18 protein-coding genes and 1 pseudogene are annotated in these 19,258 nt (G+C 39.5%); 10 read left to right on the top strand and 9 right to left on the bottom strand.

Features of this window, described 5'->3' with window-relative positions; translation table 11 throughout:
* Positions 1-13: 13 nt before the first annotated feature.
* From AKG34_RS18270 to AKG34_RS18250, 5 genes are all read right to left on the bottom strand, one after another.
* Positions 14-718 (bottom strand): DUF421 domain-containing protein, encoded by a 705-nt coding sequence (locus tag AKG34_RS18270; protein ID WP_053347402.1) that lies wholly within the window; start codon positions 716-718, stop codon positions 14-16.
* Positions 719-885: 167 nt separating this feature from the next.
* Entirely contained in the window at positions 886-1,065 is a 180-nt protein-coding gene (locus AKG34_RS18265; RefSeq protein ID WP_053347401.1) for an anti-repressor SinI family protein, read from the bottom strand.
* A gap of 70 nt (positions 1,066-1,135) precedes the next feature.
* Positions 1,136-1,732 (bottom strand): TetR/AcrR family transcriptional regulator, encoded by a 597-nt coding sequence (locus AKG34_RS18260; RefSeq protein ID WP_053347400.1) that lies wholly within the window; start codon positions 1,730-1,732, stop codon positions 1,136-1,138.
* 221 nt (positions 1,733-1,953) lie between these two features.
* On the bottom strand, positions 1,954-3,102 hold the full coding sequence (locus AKG34_RS18255; RefSeq protein ID WP_330219157.1) for a CAP domain-containing protein: 1,149 nt from the start codon (positions 3,100-3,102) through the stop codon (positions 1,954-1,956).
* 614 nt (positions 3,103-3,716) lie between these two features.
* Positions 3,717-4,079: a winged helix-turn-helix transcriptional regulator gene (locus AKG34_RS18250; RefSeq protein WP_053347398.1), complete on the bottom strand. Its 363-nt coding sequence runs from the start codon at positions 4,077-4,079 to the stop codon at positions 3,717-3,719.
* A 177-nt stretch (positions 4,080-4,256) separates the two neighbouring features.
* Here AKG34_RS18250 and AKG34_RS18245 point away from each other — a divergent pair, with 177 nt between their 5' ends.
* A complete protein-coding gene (locus AKG34_RS18245; RefSeq protein WP_053347397.1) occupies positions 4,257-5,486 on the top strand; it encodes an MFS transporter in 1,230 nt (409 codons plus the stop codon).
* A 154-nt stretch (positions 5,487-5,640) separates the two neighbouring features.
* Entirely contained in the window at positions 5,641-6,483 is an 843-nt protein-coding gene (locus tag AKG34_RS18240) for a glyoxal/methylglyoxal reductase (protein WP_053347396.1), read from the top strand.
* Between the two features lie 165 nt (positions 6,484-6,648).
* Here the strand turns inward: AKG34_RS18240 and AKG34_RS18235 are convergent, their stop codons facing one another.
* The gene (locus AKG34_RS18235) at positions 6,649-7,092 is read right to left on the bottom strand and encodes a MarR family winged helix-turn-helix transcriptional regulator (protein WP_083450842.1); all 444 of its coding nucleotides are present in this window, start codon (positions 7,090-7,092) and stop codon (positions 6,649-6,651) included.
* Between the two features lie 193 nt (positions 7,093-7,285).
* On the opposite strand from AKG34_RS18235, the gene AKG34_RS18230 reads away from it, so the two are divergent.
* The 4 genes from AKG34_RS18230 (at position 7,286) to AKG34_RS18215 (ending at position 10,994) form a co-directional block, all read left to right on the top strand.
* Entirely contained in the window at positions 7,286-8,314 is a 1,029-nt protein-coding gene (locus tag AKG34_RS18230; protein WP_053347395.1) for an NADH:flavin oxidoreductase/NADH oxidase, read from the top strand.
* Positions 8,315-8,911: 597 nt separating this feature from the next.
* Complete coding sequence (locus tag AKG34_RS18225) at positions 8,912-9,223, top strand: rhodanese-like domain-containing protein (protein WP_034309364.1); 312 nt, start codon at positions 8,912-8,914, stop codon at positions 9,221-9,223.
* A 436-nt stretch (positions 9,224-9,659) separates the two neighbouring features.
* Entirely contained in the window at positions 9,660-10,742 is a 1,083-nt protein-coding gene (locus AKG34_RS18220) for a tartrate dehydrogenase (protein ID WP_053347394.1), read from the top strand.
* 66 nt (positions 10,743-10,808) lie between these two features.
* Positions 10,809-10,994 (top strand): sporulation protein Cse60, encoded by a 186-nt coding sequence (locus tag AKG34_RS18215; protein WP_053347393.1) that lies wholly within the window; start codon positions 10,809-10,811, stop codon positions 10,992-10,994.
* A gap of 244 nt (positions 10,995-11,238) precedes the next feature.
* On the opposite strand, the pseudogene AKG34_RS18210 reads toward AKG34_RS18215, so the two are convergent.
* Positions 11,239-12,155 (bottom strand): annotated as a pseudogene (locus AKG34_RS18210) (SDR family oxidoreductase).
* 624 nt (positions 12,156-12,779) lie between these two features.
* On the opposite strand from AKG34_RS18210, the gene AKG34_RS18205 reads away from it, so the two are divergent.
* The gene (locus AKG34_RS18205) at positions 12,780-13,337 is read left to right on the top strand and encodes an MEDS domain-containing protein (protein ID WP_053347392.1); all 558 of its coding nucleotides are present in this window, start codon (positions 12,780-12,782) and stop codon (positions 13,335-13,337) included.
* Between the two features lie 24 nt (positions 13,338-13,361).
* On the top strand, positions 13,362-13,676 hold the full coding sequence (locus AKG34_RS18200; RefSeq protein ID WP_083450841.1) for an MGMT family protein: 315 nt from the start codon (positions 13,362-13,364) through the stop codon (positions 13,674-13,676).
* 1,072 nt (positions 13,677-14,748) lie between these two features.
* Here AKG34_RS18200 and AKG34_RS18195 read toward each other — a convergent pair.
* Positions 14,749-16,014, bottom strand: coding sequence for a BaiN/RdsA family NAD(P)/FAD-dependent oxidoreductase (locus AKG34_RS18195; protein WP_053347391.1), 1,266 nt, complete (start codon positions 16,012-16,014; stop codon positions 14,749-14,751).
* A gap of 205 nt (positions 16,015-16,219) precedes the next feature.
* On the opposite strand from AKG34_RS18195, the gene AKG34_RS18190 reads away from it, so the two are divergent.
* Together AKG34_RS18190 and AKG34_RS18185 are read left to right on the top strand one after the other, a co-directional pair.
* Positions 16,220-17,821, top strand: coding sequence for a putative polysaccharide biosynthesis protein (locus AKG34_RS18190; protein ID WP_053347390.1), 1,602 nt, complete (start codon positions 16,220-16,222; stop codon positions 17,819-17,821).
* A 125-nt stretch (positions 17,822-17,946) separates the two neighbouring features.
* Positions 17,947-18,669, top strand: coding sequence for a pseudouridine synthase (locus AKG34_RS18185; RefSeq protein WP_053347389.1), 723 nt, complete (start codon positions 17,947-17,949; stop codon positions 18,667-18,669).
* Positions 18,670-18,756: 87 nt separating this feature from the next.
* Here the strand turns inward: AKG34_RS18185 and AKG34_RS18180 are convergent, their stop codons facing one another.
* A complete protein-coding gene (locus tag AKG34_RS18180) occupies positions 18,757-18,978 on the bottom strand; it encodes a DeoR family transcriptional regulator (RefSeq protein ID WP_034309346.1) in 222 nt (73 codons plus the stop codon).
* Positions 18,979-19,258 lie beyond the last annotated feature (280 nt).

Below are 19,258 nucleotides of genomic sequence, written 5' to 3'. Positions count from 1 at the left end.
TTAGCTTCAAAATCTATTTGTATAAAAAGATTTTCACTGTATCGTTATTATCAATGGTTGCTAATAAAATATCATATACGTCCTCACTGTATGCAGTTTTTATTCGGTTTTTAAGCCATTCTTCGTCTTTACCAATGCGGGTTAATTCACTAAAATCAATTTTTCCCTCTTTAATAATCGTTCTCGGAAAAGAAAAGGTTTTTGTTACTAGTTCTAAATCGGCAGGGGTTACGGCTTCATATTGAGGGTTTAAAAAAAATGAAATTGTACCATCTGGTTCCCATAATGCAAGCGCAACTTTTTGAATATCTTCAATTTTTTCTTTTCTTAATTCAGATAATAAAAAATCGATAGAGATTCTGGCTTTGGCTAAGCTTTTATAAACAATTTGCCCATTTTCTATAAGGGGAAAAGGAGAGTTTTCAAAAAAACTTCGAAGTTTTCCCCACTTTAGGCTCAAAAAAACGCAAAAAATATATAAAAGTACTAATACGGCTGTCGTTATCAATGGTCCCTTTAGACCTAACTGTTCATCAGATAAAGGATGGGCAAGGATGTTTCCAATAATTAATGCTATTAAAAAATCAAGTAATCTTAACTGAGAAATAGCTCGTTGCCCCATTATTTTAGCTGCAAAAAGTAAAAAGAAGTAAGACACAATGGCCCTTAAGATCCACTGAATTATAGTAAGTGCTTCTTGGCCGTGAAAAAAGTCCATCTAAACTCACATCCTTGTTTAATGGGGTTTAAGGTTTAGTATGGAGCTTTTGACCAATGATTATCAATAATATAGATGAAGTACAAATTAATTAGATTTTCAGATAAAAGATGGACTTCCATATGGAGTCCATCTTTTATTCGTTTTGAAATTATTATTCCTAATAACTAATCTTCCATTGAGTCCATTTGCGGCTGTAAATCTGTTTCGAAAGCATTATTCATTTGATGCTGTCTAATAAATTTTCTGACCTGTTCTTTTGTTATTCCGCTTTGTTTGGCTTCAATCATAAGTGCAATCCACATTCTTTCGAGCGGTTCCTGCTGCGATTGCTTTAAAGAATTCATAATAATACTCCCTATCAACTATATTTTAAATTTCGCAGAGGAATAATAGTTAGAAAAGTAAAATGAATTATTAGGTCTTAACTAACAATCCGTCCAACAAAAGGTGTACAATTTCATTCGCTAATATTTCAGGCTGAATGTTTTCTTCAAAAATTTGAGTTATGGTTAAACGTTCAATAATTCCGACTAAGCTTTCAGCTATAATCAACATGTTAGCATCTGGATGGAAATAGCCATTTTGTTGTTCATAAATCAGGTTTTCTTTTATTTGTGCCGCTAACTGCTTCTTTATTTCTTCAGCCTCTTGAGAGAGAAAAAAACCAATTCGAGTTAAACTTTGATTTTCAGCAAAGAAACGAAATATCGCGGCTAATCCTTGGGTGATTTTGCGGGGAATAGCGTTTAAATCAAGCCCAGTTTCAAGCCGGCTTTGTATAGTAAGATTAAATAATTCATATCGGAATTTCTTAACTAACTCCTTAAAAATAGCCTCTTTACTTTCAAAATACAGATAAAAAGTAGGCTGACTTAAATTTGCTCTATGAACGATTGTACTAACTTTTGTTTCAAAATAACCCTTCCGAGCAAACTCATCTGCCGCGATGAAGAGTAGTAAAGCTCGACTCTGTTCACCGTTGGCACCCTTTTTTCTACCTCTTTTAATCATAAATCGGTTACCCCAACGTTTAATTTGTCATTATATTACTCTTAAGTATTATCTTATAGTGTTAAAGTTCCAGTCAAGTAAAATAAACTGAATATTATAAAAACAAAAACAACTATAAAGTAAAGAAGATAACTCTAGGACGGTGTTGAGATTCTTTTAAAATCAGGAGGATAGAATCAAAAAAAGCCGTGCGGGATTTCTCCAGAAACGGCTTTTTGTTATTACTTCGTTAAATAATTTTCTGTATAATACGGTTTTGCATTATCTTCAAAGGCGACGCCGACCCCGAGAGATTCAAAATCTTTTTGTAATTTATTTTCCCTGTGTCCGATGGAGTTCATTAACCCTTCATGAGCAAAGATACTGCTGTTCTGACCGGCTGCGAGGTTTTCCCCAGCCATTCGAAAAGTGATTTTGTCATCTTCCATTCGGTCAAAGGGGGATTCTCCTTCAAGGTTATTATGGTTGAAGTAATGATTCACTGCCATATCGGCACTGTGATCCTGAGCGGTCACTTTCACTTGTTTATCCCAAGAAAGGACCGAGAGATCATGGTTGACCCTTGATGCATTAGTCAGGTCAAATAGTTGATATTCAAAGCCGTTCTTTAACTCCGGACTGGCTTCTGCAAAATAGGCATTCTTTTGTTTTTCCAATTTTGCGTCGATAATTTGGATTGATGTAACTGTATTTTTCTCATGTTTGTCATAGAAGATAGTCACATAGCTCTTATCCATTTCAAACATACCGTATTCGCCATCGCTTCGAATCTGGTAATAGACGTTTCCTTTAAGGAGTTTTGTTATAGGATCTCCTAATTTTTCAGTCACTGCTTCTTTAGGCGTGCCGCGTTTAATTCCTTGTTTTGAGGAGATTAAATCTTGGTTCGTATATAATCCAACAACTTTATCGTCCGTATCGTAGGCAACCATGAAGAAGTTTTGATAATTTTCGTGATAAGCGAACCAGTCTACGCCATATTCATTCCGGGTTTGCCGCTTTGCTTCACCAGCCAGTTTTTCAACAGCAGCCTTAGTGTCGCCAATTTCGACATTACGGACTGAAAAGGAGGCCTCAGCGGGTGCTTCCAATGTTGGTTTTTTCACTTGTTCCGTTTCAGGTTGTTCTTCTTTAGAAGCGTTATCCAACGTTTCTGTTAGCTCGCCTATCAGGTAGGTGACTCCGGTATTCAGCTTGTCCAGGGCAGTCGAAACCTCTGGTCCGTTTATAAGGGAGCGAACATCGGATACAAAGGATCTAACCCCGGCCTTAAGCCCAGACTCCTGAATGTCTTTACCATATCCGTACCAAAATCCACCGAGTAGGAGTAAGAGAACAACAATATTAAACAGTTTCCGCAAATCGTTCACTCCTGCTCTATTTGAAATTCAGGAACTATTCTCCTGTTTATTGTTGGTTAACACAGGATCAGTGCCTGTGAGACCTTTTTGGGCAGCTTTTCTCTCCCATTTCCAGTGTACCATCCACTGAACTGCAACTTGTTTCTATACCAAACAAATAAAAAGATAAGTATCGCAATAGAACCTAGCCAGCCATACTGATTCATGTTAACGCCTATGCTTGTATATATGGCGATTAGTACGGTGGAAATAATCGCTCCGCCTAATCCTAATATTAATAACATAAGTTTATTTATGACTTTTAATTGATTTGGTTTTTATACGATCATGCTATTATACCAAAAGAAAAAGAACTAATAAAAGCATGTTAGGCAATCTCATGACCATGGAAAAATGGCAATCCAGTGTGTTGCTAAGTTTGATTGATTCGATATGGGAATATGGAATATGGAATATGCTAGATTCAATCTAGGGTGGCTTTATTTATTTGATCAGGAAGTGACTCATTTACTTGGCACTCATTTTTCCCTAACCAAAAACGAAATCCCCCTATAGTGGATTTCGTTTTTGGTGTTTTTAGATTCTTAATTAAGTACACTCACATTTAATTTAAGTGAATTACTTTAATCATTTAATATACTTTCCTCAAGAACGGCAAATTTATCCCCATATACTTTGGTTATATGATTTTCTCCCCACGTACATAGCGCGGTTAAAATACTTTCTAAACTCTGTCCATATTCACTAAGTTCATATTCAACTTTGGGCGGAACTTGGTTGTAAACGATCCGATTGATCACTCCGTCTTTTTCTAACTCACGTAATTGTTGGGTCAACATTTTTTGCGTAATGTTTGGCATAAGACGTTTTAATTCGCTTGTACGTTTTTTACCATGTGTTAGATGGCAAAGAATCACACATTTCCATTTTCCACCTAGTACCTCTAGTGTAGCTTCGACTGAAATATTGTACTTCTTTTTCTGCATACTTTATTAACTCTCCTTACTTTATAGGAACTTTAAGGTGCCTATATCACTTAAAAGTACGTACTGTTTTTTAATTCTATTATATATCATAATAACATTTGTCACCGATTAACACGGTACATTTTATTGCTTTAAGCAATTTCATGATAGAACAAATCATTAGGAGGAGAAGATATTATGATTATAGATAAAAAAAGAAGTACGTTGGCATTGCTGGCATTAGCAATCAGTGCCTTTGCAATTGGAACAACAGAGTTTATTAGTGTGGGACTGTTACCACTAATTTCAAAAGATCTACACATTACAGTGACAACTGCCGGATTAACAGTTTCCTTATATGCTTTAGGAGTAATGTTCGGAGCACCTATTCTGACATCTCTAACATCTAATATGTCTCGCAAATCTTTATTACTCTGGATTATGATTGTGTTTATAGCTGGAAATACGCTTGCGGCTAGTGCTACTGGCATCGGGGTATTACTGACAGCCCGTGTCATCTCTGCCTTAGCTCATGGTGTTTTCATGTCAATAGGTGCTACGATTGCAGCAGATTTAGTACCTGAAAATCGCAGAGCGAGTGCGATTGCCATTATGTTTACAGGGCTAACGGTAGCGACTGTGACAGGTGTTCCTTTTGGAACTTTTATAGGGCAACATTTTGGTTGGAGATTTGCTTTTATTATTATTGTGGCAATCGGCATAATTGCTTTCCTTGGGAACAGCATTCTTGTTCCGTCTGATTTACAAAAAGCTACTCGCACCACGTTCCGTGATCAAATCAAATTAGTAACAAATGGTCGCTTACTGCTTGTATTCATTATTACAGCATTAGGATATGGAGGTACATTCGTTGTCTTTACTTATTTATCTCCCTTGTTACAGCAGGTGACAGGATTTAAAGAAGGAACAGTTGCCGTAATTTTGCTAGTTTATGGAGTGGCCATTGCTATAGGGAACACAATTGGCGGAAAGCTAGCTAATCGCAATCCTATTAATGCCCTATTCTATATGTTTCTTATACAGGCTATTGTACTTGTGATTTTATCTTTCACGGCTCCGTTTAAGGTAGCTGGTTTAATTACTATTATTTTAATGGGGTTATTTGCCTTCATGAATGTGCCAGGACTTCAAGTCTATGTTGTGACCTTAGCTGAGCGTTTTGTCCCGAGTGCAGTTGACGTGGCGTCTGCTATCAATATTGCTGCCTTTAATGCAGGAATTGCTATTGGTGCCTACTTAGGTGGAATCATTACGGATTCTATCGGGCTCATCCATACAGCTTGGATAGGTGGAGTGATGGTGTTTGTAGCCGTAATATTAACAGGTTGGAGTCGAGCTCTCGAAAGTAAAGATAGAAAGTGGGAAGGAATGAAAGAAGGGAATAGTAAGAAAGGTGAAGCGTGTTAGGGTAAGAAACTTATTAATAATTTCCACGGTCAAATAATATGTCAAGGGATCATTGCATCCCTTCAGTGAATGCGGAAGATTCCTTGAAGGGATGTAATGATCCTTTAGGGCATTATATGAATTCAATTAATAGAAATTTGGAGGTAGATTGATTATGGTGAAAAATTTACAAGATACAACAACGTTGCACAACGGTGTTAAAATGCCTTGGTTCGGCTTGGGCGTATTTAAGGTAGAAGAAGGTCCTGAATTAGTAAATGCGGTCAAAGTGGCGATTAAACATGGCTATCGCAGCATTGATACGGCAGCAATTTACGAAAATGAAGAAGGAGTTGGGCAAGGAATCCGTGAGGGGCTAAAAGAAGCTGGAATCTCAAGAGAGGATTTATTTGTAACTTCAAAAGTTTGGAATGCAGATTTAGGATACGAATCCACAATCGCAGCATACGAAACAAGCTTAAAGAAACTTGGCTTAGAGTATTTAGATTTATATCTTATACATTGGCCTGTCGAAGGAAAATATAAAGAAGCTTGGAAAGCATTAGAGACTCTTTATAAAGAAGGAAAAGTAAAAGCAATCGGAGTAAGTAATTTCCAGATTCATCATCTTAAAGACGTAATAAAGGACGCAGAAGTGAAGCCTATGGTCAATCAAGTCGAATGTCATCCACGCTTGACTCAAAAAGAAGTACAAGCATTCTGTAAGGAACAAGGCATTCAACTAGAAGCTTGGTCTCCATTAATGCAAGGTGAATTACTGGATAATGAGGTATTACAAGAAATTGCGACTAAGTATGGCAAATCTGTTGCACAAGTCATTTTACGTTGGGATTTACAAAATGGGATTGTAACGATTCCAAAATCAACAAAAGAACACCGTATAGTAGAAAACTCATCAGTATTTGATTTCGAATTGACTGAAGAAGATATGAATCGAATCAGCGAATTGAATCAGAATCATCGGGTTGGTCCAGATCCTGACAATTTCGACTTTTAATTAATGTAGGGAGATAGACGAGAGTGTGCGTCTATCTCCTTTTCAATAACTGTTATTATTTCTTCTCATAACCTTATTTAGGAAGTCGGACATAGGAAATAAGCCCACATTCTGATGAATGGGGCGCAAAATTTCATGTAACCTATACAGCGTTTTCCATATGAGTCATTCATTCTCCTGAAGACTGTTCTTTACATTAATAAAGAATTTCAATGCAGTGTCGATATCACTGGTCTTTAATGATTTTTCAAGTGTTTCATTAACCGTTGTTAGTATTTCTTTAAGTCGAAGCTCTCCCCGGTCTGTTATGGTTGCACATACACCACGGCGATCATCTTCATATCCAAGCCTTTGAATGACACCACAACTTTTATTTTCCATTCTTACAGAAAGTCTGGACATTGCACTTTGGCTTAAGCCTACTAACTGCTGCAATTCTAATAGCCTCAGTTTTTTTGCCGGTGTTTTCGATAAAAATAATAGAACATAAAACTCATTTAAAGTCGTTTGGTGTCTTGCTTGCAATATTCGATCTAGCTCATTTGAGAGCTCGGCATGAATACGTGTAAAGGATAGCCATGTATTTATAAGGTTTTGTTCACTGGACAATTATTTTCGCCTACCTCTGCTTACTTATTTTAAATATAACATAAATAAAAATAAATGTACCAACAGAGGATAACGTTTACAACATCAGAATTAGGTGTTCAAGAGAATCTGATTAATTGACACAAAGTTATCAAGATGATATAAATGCATGTGCATGCATTAAAAAATAATCTGTAAGGGAGATATAAAAAATATGACTCATTTATTTTCACCTTATCGTATAAAAGAGCTTGAACTTAAAAATAGGGTTGTTATGCCACCAATGTGCCAATACTCTGTCGAAGCCGAGGATGGTATCCCTACAAATTGGCATCTTCATCATTATGTAAGCAGAGCAGTTGGCGGAGCTGGATTAATTATAGTGGAGATGACCGATGTAGAGCCGGACGGACGTATTTCGAATGGTGATCTTGGATTGTGGTCTGACGATCAAGTTGAAGCTTTCGCCAAAATTGTTAAAGAAGTTCATCAATACGGTGCAAAAATCGGTATCCAAATTGCTCATGCAGGGCGTAAAGCACAGGATGCAGAAACGCCGGTAGCACCATCAGCCATCGCGTTTGACGAAACGTTTAAGACACCAAGAGCTTTGGAGACGGAAGAAGTTAGGGAAATGGTCGATAAATTCCGTAACTCAGTTAGAAGAGCCGTTCAAGCAGGCTTTGACGTTATTGAATTGCATGGGGCACACGGATATTTAATTCACCAATTCACATCGCCACTTACGAATAAACGTGAAGATGAATACGGAAAAGACTTAACTAAATTTGGAGTAGAAGTAATTAAAGCAGTGAAAAGCGAAATGCCGGCTGATATGCCTTTAATTATGCGTATTTCTGCAAAAGAATACGTGGAAGGCGGATACGGTCTGGAAGAAAGTATTGAGTTTTCCAAAGTCTTTAAAGAAGCCGGTGTGGATATGTTCCATGTCAGCTCTGGCGGAGAAGGACCGATTGGAGCAGACGGAAGACCGGGCACGCATGCTAGCTATCAAACGCCATTGGCTAGGGAAATTAAAAAAGCTTTGGATATTCCAGTGATTGCTGTAGGTAGATTAGATGATCCAATTCTTGCAAACTCAATCATTGGAAATGAAGAAGCAGACTTGGTGGCCGTAGGAAGAGGGATGTTGCGCAACCCTTACTGGTCTCTAGAAGCATCTAAAACTTTGAATAAACAAGTTGAGATTCCTAAACAATATGAGTTAGGTTTCAGACATTAAGAATGATTCATTAGTTCAAAATAAAACGCTAGCGAAAATGATATTCGCTGGCGTTTTATTTTTTAAATTAGCTGCCTTGTTAGGTGCTATTATCAGAATGGTTTATAGATATAATAAAAAGATGAGTGTTTTTTAAAATAGGGGTTCAGTTCCTCACCAGCTAAATGGATGGAGGACTGGACTTTTTTCATGTAGTATAAATATGGGGACGTATTACAAATAAGGCTGAATTTACCAGGGTATATACCATACTATTAGACATGTACTTCGCGAAAGGACTTTAGTTAATGGAAGGAGGAGTAACATGGGGGGAAATTAAAAACAATTTCTAGGATTAGCATGTTTTTTAACATTTCTAATGATAATGTGTATGCTTTTTATTAATTCTTATTATAGTCATCGAGGTATAATGGATGCCAGTAATAAATGTTTTGATCATAATGGAATGCCTATGGTAGAAAAAAGTGAAAATGTATTTTCAATTAGCTGGTCGGTTGTATGTGAACCTTAAATGTCCATAATCCATAAAGTAATGTTTGGCTGGAATATTTGTTATAATAAATAAGAAAAATTAAACAATAATTTGAGGTGCTAAGTATGGAAGAAATCAAAATCATTACAACAGAAGAAGTGGAAGCTAAGCTTGAGGCAGGCGAAGCTATGGAGCTTGTTGATGTACGTGAAGACGAAGAAGTGCAAGAAGGCATGATTGAAGGCGCTAAACATATTCGTATGAATGATATCCCAGCCAACCTTGACTATTTTGATAAAGAAAAAGAATATATTTTTATCTGCCGTTCAGGACGCCGCAGTGAAAATGTGTGCCATTATCTTCAGGAACAAGGCTATAAAGTGGCAAACATGGTTGGCGGAATGCTTGAATGGGACGGCGAAGTCATCGTTAAGTAATGGGTTTTTTCAAAAAAACTTGTTACTTTTGTAAGCGGAAATCTAAGAACGTAACGTTTTATTACAATAAAGAAAGAAAAAAGATTACTGTTTGTTCACAATGCCGGGAATATGCGGAAAGACGTGCATATTTAAAGGCATGACGCAGGAGCCCTTTCACCATGTAAGGGCTCTTTTGTCTTTAGTCAATCCTATATCTATAGAACCTTTTATCAAGGTTATAACTAGGGAATTCTCCGGCAAATCCTTAACGCAGATACTCTTATACCCATGCTTTTTCATAAAAATAGCGTAGTGGTTCCGAGATAGATTTTTTTCAATCACCCAACTCATGGCTGTTTCAAATAGAAGATGAGTTTGAAAAAGGAAAATGGTGATTATATGTTAACATTAGGATGTTGAAATCTGAAAATATAGATAAAGGAGCGTCCGCTGAATGAATGTTTATAAAATAGCGGTCATTGCGGGAGATGGAATTGGTCCCGAAGTGATCAATGAAGGCGTGAAAGTACTAAACAAGGTGGCTGAATTATCTGGGGATTTTTCGTTCGAGTTTACATATTTTCCTTGGGGCTGCGAATATTATCTCGAGCACGGGAAGATGCTGCCCGATGATGGTATGGAGCAGTTGAAGAAGTATGAAGCCGTGTATCTTGGAGCTGTCGGTTATCCTGGCGTTCCGGACCATATTTCACTAAGGGAACTTCTGCTGAAAATCAGAAAGCAATTCGATCAATATGTGAATGTTCGTCCTGTTAAATTGCTTCAGGGAGCACCTTGTCCGTTAAAAGACGTGACGCGTGAACAAATCGATATGGTAGTCATCCGTGAGAACAGCGAAGGCGAATATGCAGGTGCTGGTGATTGGTTATTCAAAGGGAAGCCAGAAGAAGTCGTGCTGCAGACGGGGGTTTTTTCGCGAAAAGGAACGGAGAGGATCATCCGCTATGCGTATGAACTAGCGCGCAAAACAGGAAGAACATTAACTAGTATAAGTAAGGCGAACGCATTGAATTATTCGATGGTTTTTTGGGATCAGGTTTTTGAAGAAGTCGGACAGGAATATCCTGATGTAGAAACACACTCCTATTTGGTCGATGCGGCAAGCATGTTTTTTGTCAAACAGCCGGAACGGTTTCAAATCGTTGTCACATCCAATTTGTTTGGTGATATCATCACCGATTTAGGTGCAGCCATTGCAGGTGGGATGGGTCTGGCGGCCGGTGCCAATTTAAATCCGGAACGAGTCTATCCTTCGATGTTTGAGCCGATTCATGGTTCAGCGCCAGATATTGCTCATCAAGGCATTGCCAATCCACTTGCTGCTCTTTGGTCAGCGAGTCAGATTCTTGATTTCTTTGGGCATGAAAATTGGGGCGCAAAAGTATTAGATGTGATCGAACAGGTAATGGTTGATAAAAAGACCCTGACTCCTGATATGGGCGGGGTGTCTTCTACAGAAGAAGTCGGCAATGAAGTAGTGGCTTTATTATCCGCTTTGAAAACCAGTCAGGTATAAATTTAAGGAAAAATGGGAATCCTGCTCAATAACTATCATTATAGTAAAAAGGGCAGGGGAGAGCCGATGATTCAAGTGAAATTATTTGATTATGAGCATGAACAAGACTTAGAAGATGAAATGAATGTCTTCCTTGAAGACATCCGTGATAATCAAATTGTCGATATCAAATACAATGTCGCCACTACAGGTGAAGAGGAAGAGAAACAGATTTACTGCTTTAGCGCGATGATTATTTATAAGAAAAGATAAAGGCTGAACTGCCCTATCATTTTAAGTCATATATATAAAACCATTATTAGACTACCCTTTGCTTTTAACCGAGCGGACTGAGGTAGTCTTATTTTGTAGCTCTACAACCTTCAAAGCCGAAAGCGATCTTGTAAGAATTCGCAAAAGACATACTCCTAAGGTACTAACATAATCATTGGAGTAGTCAAATGAAAAAGGGGGGCGTGTCGTCTAAGTTGCGTAAATCCTAGATTTTAGAGAGCCGTTAGGATGATGTCACTTCCCCGCCATTGACATGAAGTGTTTGTCCGGTAACAAAACGTGAATCAACGGAAGCGAGATAGACAAAGGTAGGGGCTAGTTCAAAGGGCTGGCCTTGGCGTTCCATTGGATTATCAACTTGGGTAACTTCGTCTGCGGAGAAACTAGAGGGGATGAGGGGCGTCCATACCCGTCCAGGAGCAACAGCGTTTACCCGGATGCCTTTATCTACTAGACTGTTTGCCAGTGCACGAGTAAAACCAATGTTAGCCCCTTTAGTTGCTGTGTAATCAATCAATTGTTTATGACCTTTAAAGGCCACAACGGAAGATGTATTAATGATGGAACTTCCTGCTTTTAAGTACGGAAGGGCTGCTCGAGTTGTGTAAAAGTGTGAATAGATATTTACTTTAAAGGTATTATCGAACTGCTCATCCGTGATCTCTAGCAAGCTTAGTTGCTGAAATTGAATACCGACGTGATTACAAAGAATATCTAGCTTTCCAAATGTTTCGATGGTTTCTTCCACGATATGGATACATTGCTGTTTTTCTCTTAAGTCACCAGGCAATAATAAGCAATGTTGTCCAAGCTCTTCAATTCTCGATTTTGTTCGATTGGCATCCTCATGTTCATCCAAATAAGCAATAGAAACATCTGCGCCTTCTTTTGCAAAAGCAATCGCTACTGCTGCACCAATTCCGCTGTCACCTCCTGTTAAGTGCGACCTTTCCTGTTAATTTAGTAATTAAGGTTTTCAATGATTGGTTGGGGCACCATTAGTTTTTCTACACCGGGTTGGAGATATTGACGCTGTTCCGGAACCGTGATAGGAATGTCTTGGTAACGTGTGATCTTTCCATAGTTGGGATACATGGGATAGTCTTGATCGGATGCCTTCTTTTGATTGTCTTGTGACATGAGGAATCCTCCTAAAAAGAATATAGTCGGCTTACCTTATGTCAAATAGGCTATTGCCGTGCATGATAAAATCGAATAAACCAGCTTAAGTACCGGCTCATTGCTGTGCAATTTGAATATGCTGAAGGGTAGAAAAAAAAGACTTTGGAGGCCTCATTATGCAATATTATTTTAGCGAAGAAGTGAAGTTGCTCTTGGTCGGACAGGCGGATGAAAAAGTAGAGTTGTTATACGATTCTAATTCCTACACTTTTGAAATGCCCCTCATAGGACCTAGACCGCCTTATTATTGTAATCCACGTTATGTACCCTATTATCCTGTGATTTAAATTGTGATTATAGTGCACAGCCTAAATAAATTAGTAGTTTAAAGAGAGACGCTTAACATCGGAATTTGTACATTAAGCAATATATCATACTGAATTAGGCTACCTTTGCTTCGTAACAAGCGGACAGAGGTAGTTCGCTATACTATTATATTGTAAATATTCACACTAGTTTTTACATAAATTTTGTATAAAAAACAGATTATAGTATTCAATGAATTTTACAAACACACGAATAATAGGTAAAGTTAGACATAATACACTGTGGTGACTGATGTATTAAAAGGGGAGATCCATTTTGGATAACAATATGAAACAACTGATTAAAGATATACAGCAATCGAACGGGGCCCATATATTATACTGTTTTAATGAACTGGAAACCTACATGGAGAATGAGGCTATGTTCATTATTTCCGGTGTTGAGCAGGGGGATCATATCTTGGTCGTCGAAAATGATCGAATCTTTCCTTTCGTATATAAGAAATTGCAACTTCATTTAAATGAGGAGCAATTGGCGAAAGTGCATCATATTAATAATTTTGATTTTTATTGTTTTCATGGCGATTTCCATCCTTCAACGATGGTTAATTATTTCTTGGAAAATATCGATACATATTCTGAAAGGAATATGTTCATCAGAACCTGGGGCCATGTTGAATGGGGAAATGACGACCAAGTTATGGATGCAATAGGTGAATATGAAAAAGGTATTGATAAATTGATTACTGAACGATGCTTGATTTCTGTATGTGCTTATGATGATTACAGAGTACCTGCCGCGCTTAAATCAAACTTGATTAAATATCATAGAGTTCTCATAACCGATGAAAAAATTACGATTTTGGCTAACTGAAATTACTAATAAGGAGAGAGGGATTTGGAGAGTTTTACTGAACGAGTGATTACGATTATTCAACATATTCCCGCCGGAAAAGTGATGACATATGGGCAGATTGGACAGCTGGCTGGAAGTCCGCGCGGTGCAAGACAGGTTGTTAGGATTCTTCATTCTAGCAGCGGAAAATATAACCTTCCTTGGCATAGGGTGATCAATGCCAAAGGTGAGATTGGTATAAAAGCAGAAGACGCCGCGTCCCACCAGAAATGGATGCTAGAAAGCGAAGGAGTCACATTCACAGATCGGGACACAATTGATTTAGAAGTATATCGCTATCATCCAGAGAGTTTTTAATGGTGGATTAAATGCTCTCATAATCGGGTTTGTGGTCGGAATAAATCCGCGAAGGCCGAATTACTCGACGTGAAGGACGGAATAAATCCGCGAAGGCCGAATTACTCGACGAGAAGGACGAATTAAATCGCGAAGGCCGAAATTGAGACGTGAAGGACGAAATAAATCCGCGAAGGTCGGAATACTCGACGAGAAGGACGAATTAAATCCGCGAAGGTCGAAATACTCGACGTGAAGGACGAAATAAATCCGCGAAGGTCGGAATACTCGACGAGAAGGACGAATTAAATCCGCGAAGGTCGAAATACTCGACGTGAAGGACGAAATAAATCCGCGAAGGTCGGAATACTCGACGAGAAGGACGAATTAAATCCGCGAAGGTCGAAATACTCGACGTGAAGGACGAAATAAATCCGCGAAGGTCGGAATACTCGACGAGAAGGACGAATTAAATCCGCGAAGGTCGAAATACTCGACGTGAAGGACGAAATAAATCCGCGAAGGTCGGAATACTCGACGAGAAGGACGAATTAAATCCGCGAAGGTCGAAATACTCGACGTGAAGGACGAAATAAATCCGCGAAGGTCGGAATACTCGACGAGAAGGACGAATTAAATCCGCGAAGGTCGAAATACTCGACGTGAAGGACGAAATAAATCCGCGAAGGTCGGAATACTCGACGAGAAGGACGAATTAAATCCGCGAAGGTCGAAATACTCGACGTGAAGGACGAAATAAATCCGCGAAGGTCGGAATACTCGACGAGAAGGACGAATTAAATCCGCGAAGGTCGAAATACTCGACGAGAAGGACGAATTAAATCCGCGAAGGTCGAAATACTCGAAGTGAAGGACGGAATAAATCCGCGAAGGTCGAATTACTTGACGTGAAGGACGAATTAATTCAGCGAAGGTCGGAATACTCGAAGTGAAGGACGAATTAAATCCACGAAGGACGAATTCCTCGACGAGAAGGACGAATAAAATCCGCGAAGGTCGAATTCCTCGACATGAAGGACGAATTTCCTCAAAAAAGAAGAGGCTGATCCCAACGGATCGGCCTCTTCTTAAATTATGAACGAGCATATACGGCAGCATTCATGCCGGCTAGTCTTCCGGTTACTAATGCTGATGTGATGTTATAGCCGCCTGTGTATCCGTGTATATCCAAAATTTCACCGCAGAAATATAGTCCGTCCATTAGTTTGGAGGCCATTTCCTTTGGATGGATTTCTTTTACGGATACGCCGCCGCCTGTGACGAAGGCTTTTTCAAGCGGCTGGGTGCCATGTACTCCAAATTGGAAGTCCTTACATAGTTCGGCGAAGCGGCGAATTTTTTCATTGGATATCGTCGCTCCCTGTTCCTGAAGGTCGATGCCGCTCCGCTCAAGTAAGAAGTGTAGATAGCGTTCCGGAACCAGGCCTTTTAATGTATTCTTTATAGCCTTTTTCGGCTCAGCTTTGATTTCTTTCATGATGTCCTGGAAGACTTCTTCCTTGTTTTGATCCGGAAGGGCATCGAGTTTCATTGTAACTTCGGATAGGTTCCATTTTTTCATCGCTTTCACGACAAATTGACTGCACCTTAGAACCGCTGGACCAGAGACACCAAAATGGGTGAATAGCATATCCATCTTGTGTGTAATCAGAGCCTTGCCTTTTGGGTTCAGCACACTCAATGAAACATCCCGAAGTGCGAGCCCTTGAAGCGTTCGATCTTTTATGAATGTTTCATGGCTAAGTACAGGTACCTCAGTCGGGAAGAGGTCGGTTATCGTATGGCCCGCCTTTTTTGCCCAAGCGTAGCCGTCACCAGTTGAGCCGGTGTGAGGGACTGATTTTCCACCGACTGCAATCACGACCGCATTTGTGTCAAATGTCTGTCCATCTTTTAACCGAACTCCGCTTGTTTTTCCATTTTCATAGAGAACCTCAGCAACTGGAGAGTTCTTGTAAATGGTTACCTTCAAATTCGAAAGGCGTGTCAAAAGTGCATCTACGACACTTTGCGCCTTATCGTTGACCGGGAACATCCGGCCATGATCCTCTTCTTTTAGAGCCACACCTAATTTTTCAAAGAACTGAATAATGTCTTCGTTATTAAATTCTGAGAAAGCACTGTATAAAAATCGCCCGTTTCCAGGGATATGCTGAATGATTTCATCGATTGAGAGCCTGTTCGTCACGTTGCAGCGTCCGCCGCCAGAGATCGCAAGTTTCCTTCCAAGCTTCTCGCCTTTATCCACTAACAATACATGTGACCCTTTTTCTCCGGCTGCAATTGCTGCCATCAATCCGGAAGGACCGCCGCCAATTACCACTACATCATATTTCAAATTGATCACCACTTTATCTTTTTCAGTCACTCCATTATATAGCAAGACCCTGTCAGATTGCGAACGTAGGAAAAAAGGAATTATTTGTTTGTGTATTATCTTAGAAAACGATAAACTTGAGAGTAGTTTTCTATAGAAAAATTACATTATTATGATAAGATAAAGAGCGTGTGAAACGTAACTGACAGAGGCAGGAAGGGATTAGATGTCATCTAAGTTTTTAAAAGGGGCTTTTATATTAACGCTGGGAGCGATCATTTCCAAGATACTTGGTTTATTTTACGTTATCCCATTTGAACATATGGTTGGGAATAAAGGGGCTACCCTCTATCAATATGGGTACGTTCCATATACCATTTTCATTAGCTTTGCAACGGCAGGCATGCCGCTTGCTGTTTCTAAATTCATTTCGAAGTATAATGCGCTCGAGGAGTACGCCGTCGGTGAGAAGTTATTTAAATCGAGCCTGAAATTAATGGTTGTCACCGGTTTTCTCGCTTTTTTGATTCTCTATACGATGGCCCCGCTGTTTACTGGAGTCTTTGGGGTCAGGCAGGAAGATGTCAAGGATGTCACGGAGATCATACGGGCAGTCAGCTTCGCCTTGATTTTTGTACCGTTCATGAGCATCATCCGCGGCTTTTTTCAAGGTCATGAAGCGATGGAACCAACGGCCATATCTCAGGTTATCGAACAAATTGTCCGCATCGTGTTCCTTTTGGCTGGTGTGTATGTTGTTTTGAATGTCCTGGATGGAGAGTTAGTGAGAGCCATCCAAGTAGCTACGTTCGCGGCGACGGTAGGGGCTGTCGGCGGTTTAGTGGTGTTATTTTGGTATTGGAAAAAACAAAAACCCCATTTGGACAGCTTGATGAAGAAAGACCGGGGGACGATGGAAATTTCCCTGAAGGAGATCTATAAAGAAATATTTCTTTCGTCGATTCCTTTCATATTTGTCGGAATCGCGATGCCATTGTTTCAGTTTGCAGACTTGTTGTCTTTTAATAAAGCGATGGCATCCATCGGATTACAGCATGTCGCAGAAGATGCTCTTGGAGTTTTGAATGTATATGCCCAAAAGCTTGTCTTGATTCCGATGACGCTTGCAACCGGGTTTTCAATGGCGCTTCTTCCCTCGGTGACGAAGGCATATGTAAGCGAGGATTCGGAAGAGTTAAACCGCCAGCTGAACCAAGCCTTCCAAATTTTGTTGTTCATTACGATTCCAGCGGTCGTTGGCATGTCGGTGCTAGCCGATCCAATCTATAGTGCCTTTTACAGTCATGATCCACTTGGAATCAGTGTCCTGAAGGCATATGCGCCAGTTTCGATTTTATTTGCGCTTTTTTCCGTTTCGGCGGCCATTTTACAAGGCATCAATCAGCAAAAATATACGGTGCTCAGCCTGCTTGTTGGCTTTTTAATCAAATTGAGCTTGAATATCCCGATGATCAAGTTGTTTGAAACGGAAGGATCCGTTTATGCCACGGCATTCGGCTACTTGGCTGCTGTGCTGCTGAATTTGTATGTCATTACCTACTTTACTGGATATCGTTACGGCCTTACTATCAGAAGGACTGTGCTGATCACAGTGTTTTCAACGATAATGGGACTGGCTGCATGGGGCATGTTCAGTTTATTATCGCTGTGGCTTACAACGGAAGGGCGATTCCAGGCGATTTTGATTTGTGCGGTTAGTGCGATTTTTGGAGCCCTCATTTATGCGGCGCTTTCCTTGAAAAGCAAGCTTGCACATCGCTTATTCGGTAGTCGGATCGACAGGTTAAAGCAGAAATTGGGATTATAAGATAGAAGTTTACGGTGGAAAATAAAGGGTATTATGAATGAAGTAATCCCTGATTAAAATATATTGGCCTTGCCTGTCATAAAAGTGGGCAAGGCTTTTTACTGAATAGGCTTTAGGAGGAAATAATGAGAATTGATAAGATATTATCCAATATTGGTTACGGAAGCAGAAAAGAAGTGAAAAAACTCTTGAAATCTGGAGCCGTTAAGGTCAATGAACGACTACTGAAGGATCCGAAGGAACAAGTGGATCCTGATACAGAAATCGTAACGGTTCATGGTGAACGGGTTGAATATAGAGAATTTATATATTTAATGATGAATAAGCCGCCAGGTGTGTTGTCGGCTACTGAAGACAAACACCAGGAGACGGTCATTGACATCTTAGAGCCAGAGGATTCGGTATTCGAACCATTCCCAGTCGGACGTTTGGATAAAGACACAGAAGGCCTATTGCTGATCACGAATGACGGAAAGCTTGCCCACCAACTACTTTCCCCGAAAAAACACGTCCCTAAAACGTATTTTGCGGTCATTGACGGCGAAGTAACGGAGCGAGACATTGCTGCATTCCGCAACGGCGTGACCCTAGATGATGGGTACGAAACAAAACCAGGTGAATTAAATATTTTAAAATCAGGGCTTACATCGGATATTGAGCTAACGATTATGGAAGGGAAGTTTCATCAAGTGAAACGGATGTTTGAGTCCGTAGGGAAACGGGTCGTGTATCTAAAGCGTCTCTCGATGGGAAGCCTGCAGCTTGATGAAGAACTTGAACTTGGCGAATACAGGGAGTTAACAGCAGAAGAGCTCGAACAACTGAAAGCTGCCCAGCCGACTGAATAATAAATAAGCAAGAAAAAATGAGGCGGACAATTATGTCCGCCTCAAACTTATTTTACATATCGATTTTCGTTCGGGTGGTCGTTCTTTTTAAGATGACATCTTTACCTTTTTACTTGTTGTCGTCCAAAGGCCACGGCTTGGGCTTTGAACAAGGTCATTGTAAGCTAAGACATTTAAATCGCGCTGCACAGTTCGAGGAGTGATGCCAAATTCTTCTACAAGCTCTTGAGTAGAAACCGTACCGTTATTACTAATGAACATATAAACGGATTTAATACGGGTTAACATGCGATTTGTTGAAGGTTTCAAAAAATCACTCCTTATTCTTTTCATTGTTATTCTGAACAAATGAAAACAACCGATATGTCGGACAGCATTTTTGCTGTCACTATGTACTTGCTATACCCACCCTATAACTCCTCGGAAACATTTAGAAAAAACAAGATGTCATTAGCTATATTTTACCCCTTTACAAAACTAAATTCTATAAAAAAGTGACAATTGACTAAATATTACATTTATTATATCAAATTTTAACAAAAATATTACAGTAAATAATAATAGAGGTAATTTTTTATTTCATATCACC

The sequence above is a fragment of the Peribacillus butanolivorans genome (genome assembly GCF_001273755.1).
In the GTDB taxonomy this organism is placed as follows: Bacteria; Bacillota; Bacilli; order Bacillales; family DSM-1321; genus Peribacillus; species Peribacillus butanolivorans.
This window is presented reverse-complemented; position numbering and strand designations above follow the sequence as displayed.